11 protein-coding genes are annotated in these 17,568 nt (G+C 71.9%); 4 read left to right on the top strand and 7 right to left on the bottom strand.

All coding sequences use genetic code 11. The annotated features are described in order from the left end of the window. Positions 1-219 precede the first annotated feature (219 nt). The 4 genes from ACSNOB_RS11375 (at position 220) to ACSNOB_RS11360 (ending at position 9,771) form a co-directional block, all read left to right on the top strand. Positions 220-3,372, top strand: coding sequence for an OmpL47-type beta-barrel domain-containing protein (locus ACSNOB_RS11375; RefSeq protein ID WP_436686634.1), 3,153 nt, complete (start codon positions 220-222; stop codon positions 3,370-3,372). Positions 3,373-3,392: 20 nt separating this feature from the next. Then, positions 3,393-4,361, top strand: coding sequence for a sugar phosphate isomerase/epimerase family protein (locus ACSNOB_RS11370; protein WP_436686633.1), 969 nt, complete (start codon positions 3,393-3,395; stop codon positions 4,359-4,361). Beyond that, positions 4,358-5,539 carry a multicopper oxidase domain-containing protein gene (locus tag ACSNOB_RS11365; protein WP_436686632.1) on the top strand — a complete coding sequence of 394 codons (1,182 nt, stop codon included), beginning with the start codon at positions 4,358-4,360 and terminating at the stop codon, positions 5,537-5,539. The genes ACSNOB_RS11370 and ACSNOB_RS11365 overlap by 4 nt, the downstream gene beginning before the upstream one ends. Before the next feature lie 188 nt (positions 5,540-5,727). After that, positions 5,728-9,771 (top strand): ThuA domain-containing protein, encoded by a 4,044-nt coding sequence (locus tag ACSNOB_RS11360; protein ID WP_436686631.1) that lies wholly within the window; start codon positions 5,728-5,730, stop codon positions 9,769-9,771. A gap of 108 nt (positions 9,772-9,879) precedes the next feature. Here the strand turns inward: ACSNOB_RS11360 and ACSNOB_RS11355 are convergent, their stop codons facing one another. The 7 genes from ACSNOB_RS11355 to ACSNOB_RS11325 are packed head-to-tail and all read right to left on the bottom strand — an operon-like array spanning position 9,880 to position 17,306. Then, the gene (locus ACSNOB_RS11355) at positions 9,880-10,590 is read right to left on the bottom strand and encodes an N-acetylmannosamine-6-phosphate 2-epimerase (RefSeq protein WP_436686630.1); all 711 of its coding nucleotides are present in this window, start codon (positions 10,588-10,590) and stop codon (positions 9,880-9,882) included. Further along, positions 10,587-11,528: an ROK family protein gene (locus ACSNOB_RS11350; RefSeq protein ID WP_436686629.1), complete on the bottom strand. Its 942-nt coding sequence runs from the start codon at positions 11,526-11,528 to the stop codon at positions 10,587-10,589. The genes ACSNOB_RS11355 and ACSNOB_RS11350 overlap by 4 nt, the downstream gene beginning before the upstream one ends. Continuing rightward, positions 11,525-12,367 (bottom strand): carbohydrate ABC transporter permease, encoded by an 843-nt coding sequence (locus ACSNOB_RS11345; protein WP_436686628.1) that lies wholly within the window; start codon positions 12,365-12,367, stop codon positions 11,525-11,527. Before ACSNOB_RS11345 ends, ACSNOB_RS11350 begins: the two co-directional genes overlap by 4 nt. Next, complete coding sequence (locus ACSNOB_RS11340) at positions 12,357-13,307, bottom strand: carbohydrate ABC transporter permease (protein ID WP_436686627.1); 951 nt, start codon at positions 13,305-13,307, stop codon at positions 12,357-12,359. The genes ACSNOB_RS11345 and ACSNOB_RS11340 overlap by 11 nt, the downstream gene beginning before the upstream one ends. 12 nt (positions 13,308-13,319) lie before the next feature. Continuing rightward, a complete protein-coding gene (locus tag ACSNOB_RS11335; RefSeq protein WP_436686626.1) occupies positions 13,320-14,603 on the bottom strand; it encodes an ABC transporter substrate-binding protein in 1,284 nt (427 codons plus the stop codon). A gap of 23 nt (positions 14,604-14,626) precedes the next feature. Beyond that, positions 14,627-16,222, bottom strand: coding sequence for an FAD-dependent oxidoreductase (locus ACSNOB_RS11330; RefSeq protein ID WP_436686646.1), 1,596 nt, complete (start codon positions 16,220-16,222; stop codon positions 14,627-14,629). Between the two features lie 31 nt (positions 16,223-16,253). Continuing rightward, entirely contained in the window at positions 16,254-17,306 is a 1,053-nt protein-coding gene (locus ACSNOB_RS11325) for a LacI family DNA-binding transcriptional regulator (protein WP_436686625.1), read from the bottom strand. Positions 17,307-17,568: the final 262 nt, after the last annotated feature.

Genomic DNA, 17,568 nt, shown 5'->3' with positions numbered 1-17,568 from the left:
GGCGCACAGGTTGTCGAGACGGAGACACTTGTCGATCTCATGAAGGGTGCGCACGGGCATGTGACGACGTTCGACCTGGATCCGCGGAAGGTGTTCCTGCCCCCTGTCGTCCCCGAGCGGCTCCCGCAGCCTCGGGACGCGTAGCGCTGACTACTCATGGCACCGACCGGCCGATGCACGCCGCGCCGGTGTCCCCCTCGGACCGTGAAAGAGGCATCCATGAACGGGTACTCACCACCCGGCCGGCTCTCCAGGGGCCGGCTCCGGAGATCGATTGCGGCAATCGCCACGGCAGCCCTGCTGCTGGTGACCGCGGGACTGGTGGCGGTTCCGGCGAGCGCGCGACCGGTCGACGGGGAACGGGCCCGGACAGCCGCCCCGAGCGACCCGTCCCGGCAGCTACAGGCCCAGGTGCTCACGTGGACCGCCGGCGACAACTTCCTCTCGTACCTCTCGGCGCCCACCACCGCCGTTGCCGGACCGGCGACGCTCGTGTTCGAGAACAGCGCCGCGACCGGCAACACCACCGGCATGCAGCACACCCTGACGTTCGACACGGGGAATCCGGCGTACAACAGCGATGTCGACGTGAACATCCTGGCCGACCCGACGGACGCCAACGGCGGCCGGTGGACCGTCGACGTCGTGCTGTCGCCCGGCACCTACCGCTACTTCTGCGCGATCCCGGGCCACGGCGGGATGGCCGGCCTCCTGGTGGTCACCGGCGGTGGGTCGGACACCACGCCCCCGACCGCGTCGGCCGCCGTGTCGGGTGCGCGCAACGACGACGGCGCCTACCTCGGGGCGGCGACCGTCACGCTGTCGGCGACGGACACCGGGTCGGGCGTGGACCGGATCGAGTACTCCCTCGACGGCGGCGCCTACGGCACCTACGCCGCGCCGGTCACGGTCAACCAGCCGGGGCAGCACACGCTCAGCTACCGCGCCACCGACAAGGCGGGCAACACCTCGACCCCGCAGTCGGTGTCGTTCACCGTGGTGGAGCCGCCGAAGCCGGACACCACCGCGCCCACCGCGACGGCCGCGGTGACCGGGCAGCGCAACGACGCCGGCGCCTACGTCGGCAGCGCCACCGTGACGCTGTCGGCCACCGACACCGAGTCGGGCGTGGACCGGATCGAGTACTCCCTCGACGGGGGCGCCTACGCCGCGTACTCGGCGCCGGTCACGGTCAACCAGCCGGGCCAGCACACGGTGGCCTACCGGGCCACGGACAAGGCGGGCAACACCTCCGCCGCGCAGTCGGTGTCGTTCACCGTGGTGGAGCCGCCGAAGCCGGACACCACCGCACCCACCGCCACGGCGACGCTCACCGGTGAGCGTGACGACAACGGCGCGTACGTGGGCTCGGCGACGGTGACGCTGTCGGCCACCGACACGGAGTCGGGCGTGGACCGGATCGAGTACTCCCTCGACGGGCAGCCGTACGCCACCTACCCCGCGCCGGTCGCGGTGACCCAGCCCGGCCAGCACACGCTGAGCTACCGGGCGACGGACAAGGCGGGGAACACCTCGGCCGCGCAGTCGGTGTCGTTCACGGTGGTGCGACCGCCGGCGCCGGACACCACGCCGCCGACCGCCTCGGCCGCGGTCTCCGGGCAGCGCGACGACGCCGGCGCGTACGTGGGCTCGGCGACGGTGACGCTGTCGGCCACGGACACCGAGTCGGGCGTCGACCGGATCGAGTACTCCCTCGACGGGGGCGCGTACGCCGCGTACTCGGCGCCGGTGACGGTCAACCAGCCGGGGCAGCACACGCTGAGCTACCGGGCGACGGACAAGGCGGGCAACACCTCGGCCGCGCAGTCGGTGTCGTTCACCGTGGTGCGGCCACCCGCCCCGGACACCACGCCACCCACGGCGAACGCCACGGTGAGCGGCCAGCGGGACGGCGCCGGGGCGTACGTCGGCTCCGCCACGGTCACCATCTCGGCCACCGACGCCGGCACCGGCGTGGACCGCGTCGAGTACTCCCTCGACGGGCAGCCCTACGCCGCCTATTCGGCGCCGGTCACCGTCAACCAGGTCGGCCAGCACACGGTCAGCTACCGGGCCACCGACAAGGCCGGGAACACCTCGGCAGCCCAGTCGGTGTCCTTCACGGTGGTCGACCCGCCGGCCCCGGACACCACCCCGCCGACCGTCACGGCGGCGCTCACCGGCCAGCTCGACGACCAGGGCGCCTACCTCGGCAGCGCCACCGTCATCCTCACCGCCGCCGACGCCGGCTCGGGCGTGGACCGCGTCGAGTACTCCCTCGACGGGCAGCCGTACGCCCGCTACTCGGCGCCGGTCACCGTCAACCAGGTCGGCCAGCACACGGTCAGCTACCGGGCCACCGACAAGGCCGGCAACACCTCGGGCACCGCGTCGGTCACCTTCACCGTGGTCGCCAGCGGCCCCAGCGCCTGCCCGGTGCCGGACACCCGGCCGACGGTGTGGCTCGGCACGGTGGACAGCGGCGTGCCGAACCGGGTGGTCGCCGACGCCTGCACGATCAACAACGCCATCCAGGACGAGAAGCCGTGGCCCAACCACGGCCAGTTCGTCAAGCACGTCACGGACGTCGCGGAGCACCTGCACCACCTCGGCCTGATCGACCACCAGGAACACGGCCGCCTGGCGAGCGCCGCCGGCCGTTCCGGGGTCGGCAAGCCGGACGGGAAGAACGGCTACCAGCCGCTGCTGGACTCCTCGGCGGCGTCGTTCAACCGGTGGGAGCACGTCGGCGCCGGCGGCTTCACCCGCAACGCCGACGGCTCGATCACCAGCCGCCCGGTCCCCGGCCTCGGCATGCTCTGGCTCCCCACCGCCCGGTACGGCGACTTCTCGCTGAAGTTGCAGTGGCGGGACGACGCGCCCGGCACCGGCCGCGCCAACAGCGGGGTCTTCGTCCGCTTTCCCGACGTGCACGGCCACGCCGCGGAGTCCCGGCCCGAGTGGGTGGCCATCAAGTACGGCCACGAGCTGCAGATCTACGACCGGCCCGACGGCGACCAGTACAAGAGCGGCTCGGTGTACGGCTTCGACCGGGTCGACCTGGCCGGCGCGCAGGTGGCCCCGAAGGGCAGCTGGAACGACTACGAGATCCGGGTGGTGGGACAGCACTACTCCGTCTTCCGCAACGGCGAACTGATCAACGAGTACGTCAACACCCCGGACGCGGTGTTCAACCCGCCCCGGGCCGACGACCCGGGCGGCGCCGGGCGCCAGCACGCCAGCGGCCACATCGGCCTGCAGAACCACGGCACCGCCGACGTCGTGAGCTTCCGCAACGTGCGGATCGCCCCGCTGTCCCCGTGCTGCCCCGGCGGCGTCTCCTCCGCCGCCACCCCGAGCAACTGCTGCTGACCATCGAAGGGGAACCAACCATGGCGAAGAACAGGATCGACCGTCGCGCGTTACTGCGCGGCCTCGCCGGCTCCACCGTCGCCGTCGGCGCGGCGAGCCTCGCCGGCGCGCTGCCCGCCGCGGCGTCCGGCGGCGCCCCGAACGGCCACCTGGTGCCGCGTGGACACCTGGGCATCCAGCTCTACAGCGTCCGCGACAAGATCGCGCAGTTCGGTTTCGCGGCCGTCTTCGAGGAACTGTCCCGGATCGGCTACCGGGAGGTGGAGTTCGCCGGCTACACGCAGGGCGACGTCGGCCCGATCACGCCGGCGCAGATCCGTCGGCTGCTCGACGACAACGGGCTGAAGGCGGCCGGCAGCCACCGCGGGCTCGGTGACTTCCGGAACAACCTGGAGTGGGAACTGGACGTCGCCGAGACCCTCGGCATGCCGGCCCTCGGCACCGCGCAGGCGCCCACCGGCAACCGCACCATCGCCGGGTACCAGGCCGCCGCCGCCGAGTTCAACGCGTGGGGCGCCGCCGCCGCGGCCCGGGGGATCAAGCTCTACCAGCACAACCACACCATCGAGTTCAGCTTCGCCGTCGACCGGCCCGACGTGCGCCTGTACGACCTGTTCCTGGAGCTCACCGATCCCCGGTACGTGTTCCTGGAGATGGACATCCTGTGGGCGTACGGCGGCGCCCGCAAGTACCCGGGGTTCCGGCCGGTCGACTACGTCAAGGCGCAGCCGCACCGGTTCCCGCTGTTCCACGTCAAGGACGGCGTCCCGCTGCCCGACCCCCAGCAGGGCAACTCCTACCTGGACGTCGAGTTCGGCGCCGGGGTCATCCCGTTCGCCGAGTTCTTCGCCGAACTCGACGGGGGCGGACGGTTCACCTACCTGTGGGAGCAGGACACCGGGCCGAGCGCCCAACCCGCTCCGCCCGGTTCGCTGGGCGCCGCCGAGCGCAGCTACCAGCGGATCGTCGAGCTGCGGGGTGACCGGTGAGCGCCTGGCGGCTCGTCGAGGAGCCCCCGCCGCCCGGGAACGGCGGCCCGTCCGGGGACGAGCGCGCCAGCGAGCCCCGCCGCCACGGGTCGAGCACCCGCCGGTTGCTGGTGGTCGCGGCCACCGTGCTGCTGACCCTGGTCGGTGCCGGCGGCCTGGCGGCCGCCCGCTCCGGGGCGCTCTTCGCCGAGCGGCCGGAAGGTTGCGCCAAGCCGGACCGCAGCATGCAGCTGTACGCGGTGGAGCTGCCCAGGGACGGCACGCAGATCCGCCTCGGCTACGGCCTCACCCCGCAGACGGCCTCCTACCCGGGCCCGACGATCGAGATGACCGAGGGGGAGTGCATCGCCATCACCCTGCACAACCAGGTGTCCGCCGCGACCCTGGCGCAGTTGCGTACCGACCCGGCGCACCCGCTCGGCGTCTCGCTGCACGTGCACGGGGTCAAGTACACCCAGGTCTCCGACGGCACGGTGCAGAGCGGGTCGTTCGTCCCGCCCGGCGAGTCGCGCACGTACACCTGGTTCGCCCAGCTGCGCAACAGGAAGACCGGTTCGCCGGGCACGGCCGGCTACTGGTGGTACCACGACCACGTCGTGGGTGGCCCGCACGGCACCCAGGGCCTCGGCGCGGGACTCTTCGGTGGGCTGGTGGTCCGTCGCCCCGGCGACCCGAAGCCGGACCGCACCTACACGGTGGTCTTCGGCGACCGGCAGAGCATCAACCTGCGCCGCGGCGCGGCCGCCGACACCTGCGACGGGCAGCACCCGCAACCGGGCCCGACCTGCCTGATCGCCCGCAAGGGGGAGAAGGTCGAGTTCGTCGTCGTCGGCATCGGCAACGACATGCACACCTTCCACCTGCACGGGCACTCCTGGGCGGACACCCGCACCGGGCTGGTGGACAACGGACAGCCGTTCGCCGACGGCATCCCGATCATCGACAACAAGCCGCTCGGCCCCGGCGACTCGTTCGGGTTCCAGGTGACAGCCGGTGACTCGGTCGGGCCGGGGCACTGGATGCTGCACTGCCACATGCAGTTCCACTCCGACGGCGGCATGTCGACCATGCTCCACGTCCTGAACGAGGACGGGAGCATGCCCCCGGGCCACCACCACTCCCACCCGGCGAGCGCCACCGGCGCCACCGCCGGGCCCGGGCAGCACCAGCACAACTGAGCGCCGGCGGCCACCGCGCCGCCGTCGAGGGCCGGTGGCCGCCGGTCCGTCCGGAGCTGAACGGACCGGCGGCCACCGCCCGGACCGCCACCGCCGTGGCGCGCCAACCCTCCCCGACCGCACCACCTCCCGCTCGACCCGCTCGGACAACGCACCTCCGCCACACCTCACCCTGTGAAGGAGTCGAAATGGCTCAACAACGCCGTTTCCGGCTGTCCCGATGGCGTCGTCCCGCCGACGTCACCGCCTCCCCACCACCCGCCACCCGCCGGGTCGTACGACGCACCGGCGCGCTCGCCGCCAGCGCGGTGCTGACCCTCGGACTGCTGTCCCTGCCCGCGCACGCCGCCGCCCCCGCGCCCGTGCAGGCGCCGGCCGCCGGGGCGGAGGCCGCGACCGCGGTGAAGCTGCTCGTCTTCCATGGTCCGGTGGACCAGCAGGACGACCCGGTCGGCAAGGCCGTCGACGCGATCCGGGACCTCGGCGCAGAGCACGGCTTCGCCGTCGACGCGTCCGCCGATCCGAAGGTCTTCACGTTCGGCAACCTGGCCCGGTACCGGGCCGTGGTGTTCCTGTCCGCCAACGGGGTGACCCTCGACGACGCGCAGGAGGCCGCGTTCCAGGCGTACATCAAGGGCGGCGGGGGTTTCCTCGGCGTGCACGACGCGGCCCGCGCCCAGCCCACCTCCGCCTGGTTCACCGGGCTGATCGGCACCCGCCCGGCCGCCGGCCTGCCGAACGCCGAGAAGCCCGTCTCCGCCACGGCGAGCGCCGAGAACCCGCCCAACGAGACCGCGGCGAAGGCGATCGACGGCTCGACCGGCACCAAGTGGCTGACCTTCAACCCGACCGGCTGGCTCGCGGCGAAGCTGGCGAAGCCCGTGGTGGTCAGCCGGTACGCGCTGACCTCCGCCAACGACTTCCCCGGGCGGGACCCGAAGAACTGGACCCTGCAGGGCTCCACGGACGGCACCACCTGGACCGACCTGGACACCCGCAGCAACGAGACCTTCCCGCAGCGGTTCCAGACCCGACAGTTCTCGTTCACGAACGACAAGGCGTACCAGCACTACCGGCTCAACGTCACCGCCAACAGCGGGGAGCCGCTGATCCAACTCGCCGAGCTGTGGCTGATCGGTCCCGACGCCGGCCCCCCGCCGGACAGCACGGTGCAGGAGGCCGTGGTCGACCTCACCGACCGGCAGCACCCGGCCAACCAGGGCCTGCCGCTGACCTGGAAGCGGTCCGACCAGTGGATCAACTGGGACCCGAGCCCGACCGGCCGGGTGCACACCGTCGCCCAGGTCGAGGAGGGCACGTACAACCCCGGGCTGAGCGGCAACGGCGCCTTCCACCCGATCTCCTGGTGTCAGGACTACGACGGCGGTCGGTCGTTCTACACCGGCATGGGCCGCACCGAGGCCAGCTACACCACCGACAAGCAGTTCCGTAGCCACCTGCTCGGTGCGATCAGGTGGACCGCCGGCCTGGTCCGCGGCGACTGCCAGGCGACCGTCGCGTCGAACTACCGCATCGAGCGGCTGACGGCCACCAACCAGCCGGGCCAGCTCGACCAGATCGGCGAGCCGCACGGCCTGACCATCGCGCCGGACGGCAAGGTCTTCTACATCGGCAAGGCGGCGTGCCCGTCCGGGCCGATCGTCAGCTGGGACGACCCCAAGGTCGGCCTCGGCTGCGGCACCATCCACCAGTGGGACCCGAAGACCAAGCAGGTCAAGCTGCTGACCACGCTCGCGGTGATGGGCAACCGGGGCAGCGGCAGCGAGCTGGTGAAGAACGAGGAGGGCCTGGTCGGCATCACCCTGGACCCGAAGTTCGCGCAGAACGGCTGGGTCTACGTCTACTGGATGCCGCACGAGTCGATCGACCGGGACAAGCGCATCGGCCAGCGGACGGTGTCGCGGTTCACCTACGACCCGGCGAAGCAGTCGATCGACCAGGGCACCCGCAAGGACCTGCTGCGCTGGGACACCCAGATCCACAGCTGCTGCCACGCCGGTGGCGGGATGACCTTCGACGAGAGCGGCAACCTCTACATCGGCACCGGTGACAGCAACTCGTCCGGCGGCTCGAACGGCTACTCCGGCAACAACTGGACCCAGGACTACAAGGGTGTCTCGTTCCAGGACGCCCGCCGCACCTCCGGCAACACCAACGACCTCAACGGCAAGATCCTGCGCATCCACCCGGAGCCGGACGGCACCTACACGATCCCCGAGGGCAACCTGTTCACGGGCAAGGAGGAGGGCGGCGGCAAGACCCGCCCCGAGATCTACGTGATGGGTGTCCGCAACATCGCGCGGATCGCCTGGGACCCGGTCAACGACTGGCTGACCGCCGCGTGGGTCGGCCCGGACGCCGGTGGTCCCAGCCCCGACCTCGGACCGGCGAAGTACGAGACGGCGACGATCATCACCTCCGCCGGCAACCAGGGCTGGCCGTACTGCATGGGCAACCGGCAGCCCTACCGGGACCGCAGCAACACCGACGCCAACGCGCTGACCGGCTGGTACGACTGCGACAACCTGAAGAACACCTCGCCGCGCAACACCGGGCTGGTCAACATCCCGCCGGCGCGGGACAACATGATCTGGTACTCGCCGCAGGGCGGTGGCCCGGTCTACCCGAAGCGCACCGACGGCAGCGGCCTGCCCACCTACCAGCCGGGCGACGAGACGTTCACCCAGCCCTACCTCAAGGGCGGCGGCCAGGCCATCATGGACGGTCCGACCTACCAGCGGGAGAACGTCGACGTCGACAGCGGCGTGGCGTGGCCGGCGTACTGGGACAACAAGTGGTTCATCGGTGACCAGTCCAACGCCAACAACCGGGTCGCGGTGACCGTCGACCCGGCGAACGTGCCGAAGCACGGCCCTCCGGCCTTCGCCGAGGACCTGCGCAGCATCATCCGCTCGGGCAACGGCGGCACCCAGCTCCAGTCCTGGATGGACGCCAAGTTCGGCCCGGACGGCGCGCTGTACCTGCTCGACTACGCCGGCGGGTTCTTCAGCCTGCACCCCAACCAGAAGCTGATCCGGATCGCCTACCAGGGCGGCCCGGCGACGCCGAACCCGAACCACGCCACCGCGCGGGCCGTCGCGCAGAGCAACCCGAAGACCATCGCCTTCTCCAGCGCGAAGGCCGGCGGCGTGGCCTGGGAGTGGAACTTCGGCGACGGCAGCGCGCCGTCGCGCGAGGCCAACCCCACCCACACGTACGCGAAGTTCGGCACCTACCAGGCGACGGTCCGGGTGACCTACGCCAACGGTGAGGTGGCCACCGGCACCATCGAGGTGGTCGTCGGGTGCGCCGCGCCGGACACCCGCAAGACGGTGCGGATGCTCGACACCGACACCGGGGTGGCCAACCGTCCGGTCGGCGGGGGCTGCACCGTCAACGACCTGATCGACGACGAGCGCGGCTGGTCGAACCACGGCCAGTTCGTCAGCCACGTCAGCGACGTGGTCAACGAGCTCCGCTCGGCCGGGGTGGTCGACAACCGGGAGGCGGCGACGCTCAACCGGGCGGCGGCCCAGTCCGAGATCGGCAAGGTCGGCGGCTACCAGGCCATCTTCGACGGCACGGCGCAGTCGTTGGCGGACTGGCGGCAGGCGCCCGGCGGGTCGTTCACCCTCCAGCCGGACGGCTCCATCCGCAGCTCAGGCGGGCTCGGCATGCTCTGGTACGCCAAGGAGGAGTTCGCCGACTTCTCCCTGCGGCTGCAGTTCCGGGACGTCTCCGGCGAGGGCACGTACGCCAACAGCGGCGCCTTCGTCCGGTTCCCGGATCCGCGGACGCCGCTGGAGCAGCGACCGGCCGGCAGTTGCGGCACGGTCGGGTCGGCCCGCAGCTCGCAGGCGTGGGTGGCGATCTACTGCGGTCACGAGATCCAGATCTACGACGGGCCCACCGGTGAGCCGCAGAAGACCGGGTCGATCTACAACTTCGACCCGGTCGGGCTGGACCGGGCGGGGGTGACCCCGAAGGGCCAGTGGAACGAGTACGAGATCCGGGTGGTCGGGCAGCACTACACGATCACCCGCAACGGAGTCGTGATCAACGAGTTCGACAACACGCCGGGCAAGGCGTCGTCCCGCCAGGGCGACCCGCCGACCGACCTGCGCCAGTTCCTCAGCGGGTTCGTCGGATTGCAGAACCACGGCACGAACGACCTGATCGAGATCCGTAACGTCCGGGTCCGGGAGCTGTAGCAGCCGGGCGCCGGGTGCGGAGGGACCACCTCCGCACCCGGCGCGTCGCTCGCACCGATCGGGCCGGCCAACCGGGGCGGACGACTCTCCGCACCGGCGCGGCCGGCGCTACGCCCGGTGCTCGCCGTTCGCCGCGGCCGTGCGGCGGGTGGCCGCGACGAGTCGGCGGGTGATCCACAGCGGGGAGGTGACGGCGTTCCCCAGCACCACCGAGTGGGCTCCGGCCGCGAAGGCCCGGTCGATCTGCTCCGGGCTGCGGTACCGGCCCTCGGCGATCACGGGCACCGCGACGAGCGCGGCGAGCCGCGCGACGAGGTCCAGGTCGGGGCCGTCGCGGTGCGGGCTCGCCGGCGTGTAGCCGGAGAGGGTCGTGGCCACCGCGTCCGCACCGGCGCGGACGGCGGCCACTCCCTCCGCCACCGTCGATACGTCCGCCAGGATCAGCGCGTCGGTCCGCGCCCGCACCGCGCGGACCGTGTCGGCGAAGGCACGCCCGTCCGGACGGGGACGGTCGGTGGCATCCACGGCGACGATGTGCGCCCCCGCCGCCGCCACGTCGACCGCGTGCGTCGCCGTCGGGGTGATGAACACGCCGTCGACGCCCTGCTTGTGCAGCCCGATGACCGGCACGTCGACGGCGGCGCGGATCGCCCTGATGTCGGCGACGCCGTTGGCCCGGACCGCCACCGCGCCGCCGCGTACCACCGAGGCGGCGACCCGGGCCTGGACGTACGGGTCGCGCATCGGGTCGTCGGGCTCGTCGAGCAGCGGCTGGCAGGAGATCACGAGGCCCCCGGCCAGGTCGTCGAACACACTCACGATCTCGTCCTCTCGTCGTCGGCCACGGTCGCTGTCGGGTTGGGGTCGCCGGCCAGCCGGGCGGCGCCCACCACGACCGCGTCGGCGCCCAGCGCCGCGGGGAGCAGGGGCACGTCCGCCCAGGCCGCGGGAAGTTCGGCGGCGTAGGCGGCCGAGGCCGCGGGCAGCAGGGCGTCGGCCGCCCCGCCCGCCACCAGCACCGCCTGCGGGTCGAGCAGGGTCACCAACCCCGCGAGCGCCGCACCGAGGGCGGCCCCGGCACGGTCCACCACGTGCCGGGCGGTCGGGTCGCCGGCCGCCGCCCGCCCGGCCACGGCCTGTCCGGTGATCCGGGCGCCGGTCTCCAGGGCGAACGCGGCGGACAACCCGGTGCCCGAGGCGACGCCCTCCAGATGCCCGTACCGGCCACAGCCGCAGCGCAGCCGCTCGGCGCCGGGCGCCGGCAGGTGCGCCACCTCGCCGGCGGCGCCGCGGGCGCCCGTCGCCAGGCGGCCATCCCGGATCATGGCCCCGCCCAGGCCGGTGCCGACCGCGACCAGCAGCAGGTGCGTCCTGCCCCGTCCCGCTCCCACCCAGCCCTCGCCCAGCGCGGCGGCGTTCACGTCGTTGGTGACCCGGACCGGTCGGGCCAGCCGTTCGGCCAGCTCGTCGGCGACCCGCGTGCCGGCCCAGCCGGGCAGGCTGTCGGTGGCGTACCGGATGGTGCCGGTGGCCGGGTCGACCGTGCCGGCGGTGCCCACGCCGAGCGGACCATCGCCGGCCGCGTCGAGCAGCTCCCGGGCGAGCCGCGCGGCGGTGTCCAGCACGGCCGCCGGCCCCGCCGCGGCCGGCGTGGGCGCGCGGCGCCGCCCGAGCACCTCTCCGTCTGCTCCGACCAGCGCCGCCGCCGTCTTGGTGCCGCCGATGTCGAGGCCCACCAGGGGAGCCGGCGCCGTCATCCCTTCAGACCGGTGTGCGCCAGGCCCTCGACGAACTGCTTCTGCGCGATGACGAAGACCGCCAGGACCGGCAGCGCGGTCATCGACGCCGCGGCGAGCTGGACGTTCCACATCGGGCCGCCGTAGGCGTCGACGAACTGGGTGAGCGCCTGGGGCAGGGTGAACTTCTCCGGCGAGGAGAGGAACACGATCGGCTCCAGGTAGAGGTTCCAGCTGTGCAGGAACGTGAAGATGGCGACCGCGCCCAGCGCGGGCCGGGACAGCGGCAGGGCGATCTTCCAGAAGGTGGCGAAGCGGCCCAGCCCGTCCACGCGGGCCGCCTCCTCCAGCTCGCCGGGGAGGCTGATGAAGAACTGCCGCATGATGAAGGTCGCCAGCACACTCGGCGCGCCGAGGATCGGCACCAGGATCAGGGGCCAGTGGGTGTCGACCAGGCCCAGCTTGAAGAACATCTGGAACAGCGGCACGATCGTGACCTCGCTCGGGATGAGCAGGCCGGCGAGGATCACCAGGAAGAGCACGTTCTGGCCACGGAAGCGGATCCGGGCGAAGGCGTACCCGGCCAGCGCCGCCACCGCCAGGGTGCCGACGGTGACCACCAGCGCGATGTAGAGGCTGTTCAGGTACTGCTGACCGAACGGCTGCAACTCGAACACCCGCCGGTACGCGTCCAGCTCCGGGTTGACCGGCAGGAGCTTCGGCGGGAAGGCGAAGATGTCCGACACCGGCTTCAGCGACGAGGTGACCATCCACCAGGTGGGGAAGACGAACGGGATCGCCAGGACCATCAGTACCCCGTAGAGCACCAGCTTGGTCCGGCGCGACAGCTCACGACTCATGGTGGACCCACCTCTTACGCATCTGCCACTGGAGCACGGTGAGCGCGAGCACGATGCCGAACAGCACGATCGACAGGGTGGCGCCGTAACCGAAGTGATGGAACTGGAACGCCTGCTGGTAGAGGTAGTAGACGAGCACGGTGGTCGAGGTGCCGGGGCCGCCCTGGGTGAGTACGGCGATCTGCGCGAAGACCTGCAACGAGCCGACCACCGTGATGATCGACGTGAGCAGGATGGTCGGGCTGATCATCGGCACGGTGATGCGCCAGAACTGGCGCAGCCGGCTCGCCCCGTCCACCTCGGCGGCCTCGTACAACTCGCCCGGCACGCCCTGCAGCGCGGCCAGGAAGAGCACCATGTTCAAACCGACGTTCTTGAACACCTGCACCACGACGACCGAGATCATCGCGGTGGTCTCCCCGCGCAGCCAGTTCGGCCCGTCGACGCCGACGGTGTCGAGCAGCCCGTTGACGCCGCCGTTGTCCTGCAGGAGGAACCCCCACACGATGGTCCACGCCACCAGCGAGACCACCACCGGGGAGAAGAACAGGGTGCGGAACACGATCGTGCCGCGCAGCTTCTGGTTGAGCAGTACGGCGAGCAGCAGGGCCAGGGCGAGGTTGAACACCACCAGGCCGACCGAGAAGAGGCCGGTGGCCCGCAGCACCGAGCCCAGGTTGGTGTCCTCGGCGAGGGTCGCGTAGTTCTCGGTGCCGACGAACTCGAACGTGCCGGCCAGCACGTTCCACTCGTGCAGGCTGTACCAGACCACCAGGATCAGCGGCAGGATCACGAAGACGGCGCTGCCGAGCAGTTGCGGCGCGATGAACAGGTAACCGGTGAGCTGGTCGCGGCGGCGGCTGGTCCAGTACGGCCGCGGCCGGCCCGGGGTGGGCGACGCCTGCTCGGCCCCGCCCACCCTCGTGTCCGTCTGGGACATGGTCCGGCTGCCCTACTTCGCCAGCAGCGGCTGGATCTTGGCGCAGAGACCACCGAGAACGGCCTGCACGTCCGCGTCCGGCTTCCAGAGCGGGTCGAGCCCGGCGCGTACCTGCTGGCTCAGCTCGGCCTGCCCGGCGTGGCTGGGCTTGACCACGCCGTTGGTGATGCCGTCGATGACGACCTTCTGCAACTGCTCGGGCTTGAGCGTCGGGTTCGTCTTGGCCAGCGTCTCCGCGGTCAGCTGCGACTGACGCGGCGGCGGGAAGAACTGGGCGAGCCTGGCCGAGTTGGTGGGGTTGGTCAGGAAGGCGAGGAAGTCCGCCGCCGCGTCGGCGTGCTTGCTCCTCTTCATCACCCCGACGCCGGCCTGGCCGACCACCGAGTAGTTCCCCTTCGGTCCGGCGGGCAGCGGGACCAGGTCCCAGCCGAAACCGTCGGGCTTCAGCAGCGAGGCGCGGGAGATCTGGGTGACCGTCATGGCGGCGTCACCGGCGAAGAAGTCGGCGGTCGTGCCCGGCCCGGGCAGCGCCTTGCCGGTGAAGATGGCCTTGTGCAGGGTGGTCATCGCCGCGACCATCTCCGGGGCGGCGAAGCCGCAGGACTTCCCGTCCTCGCTCCACGCCTGGGCGCCCCAGCCGGTCCAGAAGGTCGACAGGTTGTCCCAGCCCTTGTAGTCGAAGTCGCGGATCACCAGGCCGGCCTTGCCGGTCGCGCCCGCCGTGGCGCCGGCGACGGCCAGCGCGTTGTCCCAGTTCCACTGCCCGGCCGCGATCAGTTCGGCGGGGGTCTTCTGGCCGGCCTTCTTGAGCAGGTCGGTGTTGACGAAGACCCCGAACGGCGAGGTGGAGAAGGGGTACGCGTACAGCTTGCCGTCGTTCTGCCAGAGCTTCAGCGTGGCCGGGGAGATGTCGTCGTACTGGTAGCCCTCGGCCTTCCTCAGGGTGTCGTCCAACGGCAGCAGCGCGCCCGAGGCGACGAAGTCGGGGGCCGAGTTCTCGAACACCCAGGCCAGGTCGGGGGCGTTGCCGCCGGCGATCTGGGTGGTCAGCGTCGTGGTGTAGTTCTCGAACGGCAGCGGGTCGAACGTGATCGCCGCGACGTCCGGGTGGGTCTTGCGGTACTCGTCGGCGATCTCGTTGAACAGCTTGAGGTGCGCCTCGTTGGCCGACCAGACGGTCATCCGCAGGCTGGCCGGGCCCTTGTCCCCGGCCTCGTCGCCGCCACCGCAGGCGGACAGCGCGAGGACGCCGGCCAGTGCCGCGGCGACACCGCGCACACCCTTTCCCAATCTCATGATCTTCTCCTCACCGGGGGTGTTCAGTAGCCCGCGATCTCCGGCCAGCGCAGTTCCACGCCGGCCGCGCAGAGGCGGTCCTGGAAGTCGGCCAGCAGGCGGGGGGTGCCGCGGACCGCGCGCGGGGACTCGCCCCGCGCCAGACAGAAGTCGGCGAGCAGGCCGGCGACCTCGCCGACGTTCCACTCGACCGGGTGCAGCCGGTAGCTGCCGTTGGTGATGTGGGTGGTGCCGATGTTCTTGCCGGCGGGGAGCAGGTTCTCGACCCGCTGCGGGATCAGCGCGCCGAGTGGGATCTCGAAGGGGCAGGAGCCCACGTCGATGTAGTTGTCGCCGCCGGTCGACGGGTGCAGGTCGATGCGGTACATCCCCACGCCGATCGAATCGGGGTAGGCGACGGCGCCGTGGTGGCCGCGGACGGCCAGCGACAGGTCCTGCTCGACCACCGTGTACTCGGCGCGGATGCGGCGGGACTCCCGGATGTAGGGTGCCTGCGCCAGACCGTCGCGGCTGCCGGTCACGTCACCGCGCAGGCGCAGGCCGGGGAAGCCGGTCCCGCCGTCCGGCCGGGGCGCCTCGGTCTGCAGCCAGTAGAGGACCGAGTACGACAGCTCGCGGGCCTTGCTCAGGTGCCAGGACGCGTTCGGTACGTCGATGACCGGGCCCTCGAAGTAGTCGATCATCGGCCAGTTCACCAGCGTGATGTCGCTGCCGTACGCGCCGTCGGTGAAGTTGCGCCGGGCGGCGATGCGCCGGAACGTCCAGAGGTTGCCGTCGCCGGGGTTGACCCGCTGGTCGGCGTTGACGGCCAGCGGGTCGTCGTCCGGGTTCGGGGTGAAGCTGCGTTCGACGATCTCCAGGGTGCGCGGATGCGGCGACCGCCAGGACAGCAGCCGGTCGCCCCAGAAGTCGGGCTTGTAGTCGCGCCAGAAGTCGTACCCGGCCGGGCGGTCGATGGTGTGGTCGCCGTCGACGTGGTCGAGGGCGAAGCAGACGGAGACGGCCTGCATGTTCATCGGCTGTGCCTCGGCCGGCGCGCTGGGCTCGCCGGTGTCCGCCCGCGACTCGAAGCCGGTGACGTACTCGGTGTCGGTCAGCGGCAGCAGCTCGCCGGTCTCGGTGGCGTCGAGGATGTACGGGGCGGTGATGTCGATCCGGTCGTCGCGGTCGCGGTGCGCGACGGTCACCGCGACCACGCGGTCCCCGTCGGTCTCCGCGGCGACGGGCCGGTACGGCTGGAGCACGGTCAGCCGGCCGGAGCCGCGGTACGGCGCCAGCATCTGCTCGATGACGGCGACGGCCACCCGGGGCTCGTGGCAGATCCGGCTGACCCAGCCGGCGCCGGGGTTCAGGTCCGTCCAGGCCCGGGACCGCTCGGTGAGCGGGTAGTGCCGCCGGTAGTAGTCGCGGATCCCGCTGCGCAGGGCCCGGTAGCTCGCCGTGGCACCGAACTGTTCGATCCAGGAGTGCTCGTCCGGCGGGACCGCCTGGCTGGTGAGCTGCCCGCCGAGCCAGTCGAACTCCTCGGTCAGGATGACCGACCGGCCGGACCGGGCCGCGGCGAGCGCCGCCGCCACCCCGCCCAGCCCGCCCCCGACGACGAGGACGTCCGCACGCATCTGTACCACTTGCTTCCTTCCGGTTGCACGGTCACCGCTCAGGCGCGGCCGACCGCCGATCAGGGGCGCCGAGGGTGTCACCCTCGACGAGTTCGCAGGGGAGCAGTCGCTGCTGCACACCGTCGGCGCTGCCGTCGATGACAGCGGCCAGCACCTCGACCGACTGCCGGCCCATCTCCTCGCGCGGAATGCGGAACCCGGTGAACGCGAGATCGGTGGGAACCGGGACGGTCGGGTCGCCGAGGGTCAGGATCGACAGGTCGCCGGGCACGCGCAGGCCGCGCCGCCGGGTGGCCAGCTCCAGCGCCACGGCGGTGGCGAAGTCCTCCACGAAGGCGACGGTGGTCGCCTCGGCCAGCAGGTCGTCCAGGATCGCCTCGGCGTCCCGGGCGACGGTCGTCAGGTGGCGGGCGCTCTCCGCGGCCGTGGCGGCGGCGACGAACCCGCGCCGCCGGTCCTCCGAGGACTCCGCGGTGGTGCCCATGTTCAGGTAGGCCAGGCGCCGGTGTCCGCGGGCGAGGGCCAGGCCGACCAGTTCGCCCACCGCCGTGGCGTAGTCGGCGCCGACGTACGGCACCGGACCGCCGGCGTCGTCGCGGCGGCCCACGGCGACGTAGGGAAAGCCGTCGCGGTTGAGCCGGTGCAGTTCCGCGGCGTCGATCTCCCGCCCGAGCAGGATGCACCCGTCGGCCAGCCGTAGCCGGTTGTCCTGGTGGAAGATGCGTCGCCGGCCGTCGATCACCGGGGCGCTGGTGAACAGCAGCAGGTCGCAGCCGGCCCGTTCCGCGTACTCCTCGATCCCGAGCAGGAAGGGGTGGAAGAAGTCCCGGCTGCCGCTGGGGAACGCGGGCTCGTAGGTGAACACGCCGATGATCCGGTTGAACCGTGAGGCGAGCCGGCGGGCCACGGGATCGGCGGCGTACCCGGTCTCGGCGATGGCCCGCAGCACGCGGTCGCGGGTCTCGGGCGCGATCCGGACGTCGGCGTCGGCCCGGTTGTTGAGCACCAGCGACACGGTCGCCTGACTGACGCCAGCCAGCCGCGCGATGTCACGCTGCGTGACGCGTCTGGGCGTAGAGGGCACGGCGGGATCCTTCCGGTGCGGCTAATGCGTATTAGCGCTCGGCGTTGGGGAGGAGCCTCGCGGCCCGACCGGGTTTGTGTCAAGAGGTCGCCGGAAGATTTCGGCGGGATGAACTCGCAGGAGTAATGCGCATTAGCGGCCGGGTCGCCGACCGGGCGGGCGCCCGTCGCGCCGCCACCGGCGAGTGGCCGACGCGAGCGGCGGTCGCTGTGTCGGCCCTCTTGACAGGGCGCGCCCCGGTCCAGCAACATTCGAGAAACAT

Source organism: Micromonospora sp. URMC 106 (assembly GCF_051386395.1).
In the GTDB taxonomy this organism is placed as follows: Bacteria; Actinomycetota; Actinomycetes; order Mycobacteriales; family Micromonosporaceae; genus Micromonospora.
The sequence above is the reverse complement of the archived record's forward strand: the minus strand, read 5'-3'. Positions and strand labels throughout refer to the sequence as shown.

What these genes read in the sequence shown, in the direction of transcription:
- ACSNOB_RS11375 (WP_436686634.1), top strand. Translation starts at nt 220, where the DNA reads ATGAACGGGTACTCACCACCCGGCCGGCTCTCCAGGGGCCGGCTCCGG.
- ACSNOB_RS11370 (WP_436686633.1), top strand. Translation starts at nt 3,393, where the DNA reads ATGGCGAAGAACAGGATCGACCGTCGCGCGTTACTGCGCGGCCTCGCC.
- ACSNOB_RS11360 (WP_436686631.1), top strand. Translation starts at nt 5,728, where the DNA reads ATGGCTCAACAACGCCGTTTCCGGCTGTCCCGATGGCGTCGTCCCGCC.
- ACSNOB_RS11350 (WP_436686629.1), bottom strand. Translation starts at nt 11,528, where the DNA reads ATGACGGCGCCGGCTCCCCTGGTGGGCCTCGACATCGGCGGCACCAAG.
- ACSNOB_RS11345 (WP_436686628.1), bottom strand. Translation starts at nt 12,367, where the DNA reads ATGAGTCGTGAGCTGTCGCGCCGGACCAAGCTGGTGCTCTACGGGGTA.
- ACSNOB_RS11340 (WP_436686627.1), bottom strand. Translation starts at nt 13,307, where the DNA reads ATGTCCCAGACGGACACGAGGGTGGGCGGGGCCGAGCAGGCGTCGCCC.
- ACSNOB_RS11335 (WP_436686626.1), bottom strand. Translation starts at nt 14,603, where the DNA reads ATGAGATTGGGAAAGGGTGTGCGCGGTGTCGCCGCGGCACTGGCCGGC.
- ACSNOB_RS11330 (WP_436686646.1), bottom strand. Translation starts at nt 16,222, where the DNA reads ATGCGTGCGGACGTCCTCGTCGTCGGGGGCGGGCTGGGCGGGGTGGCG.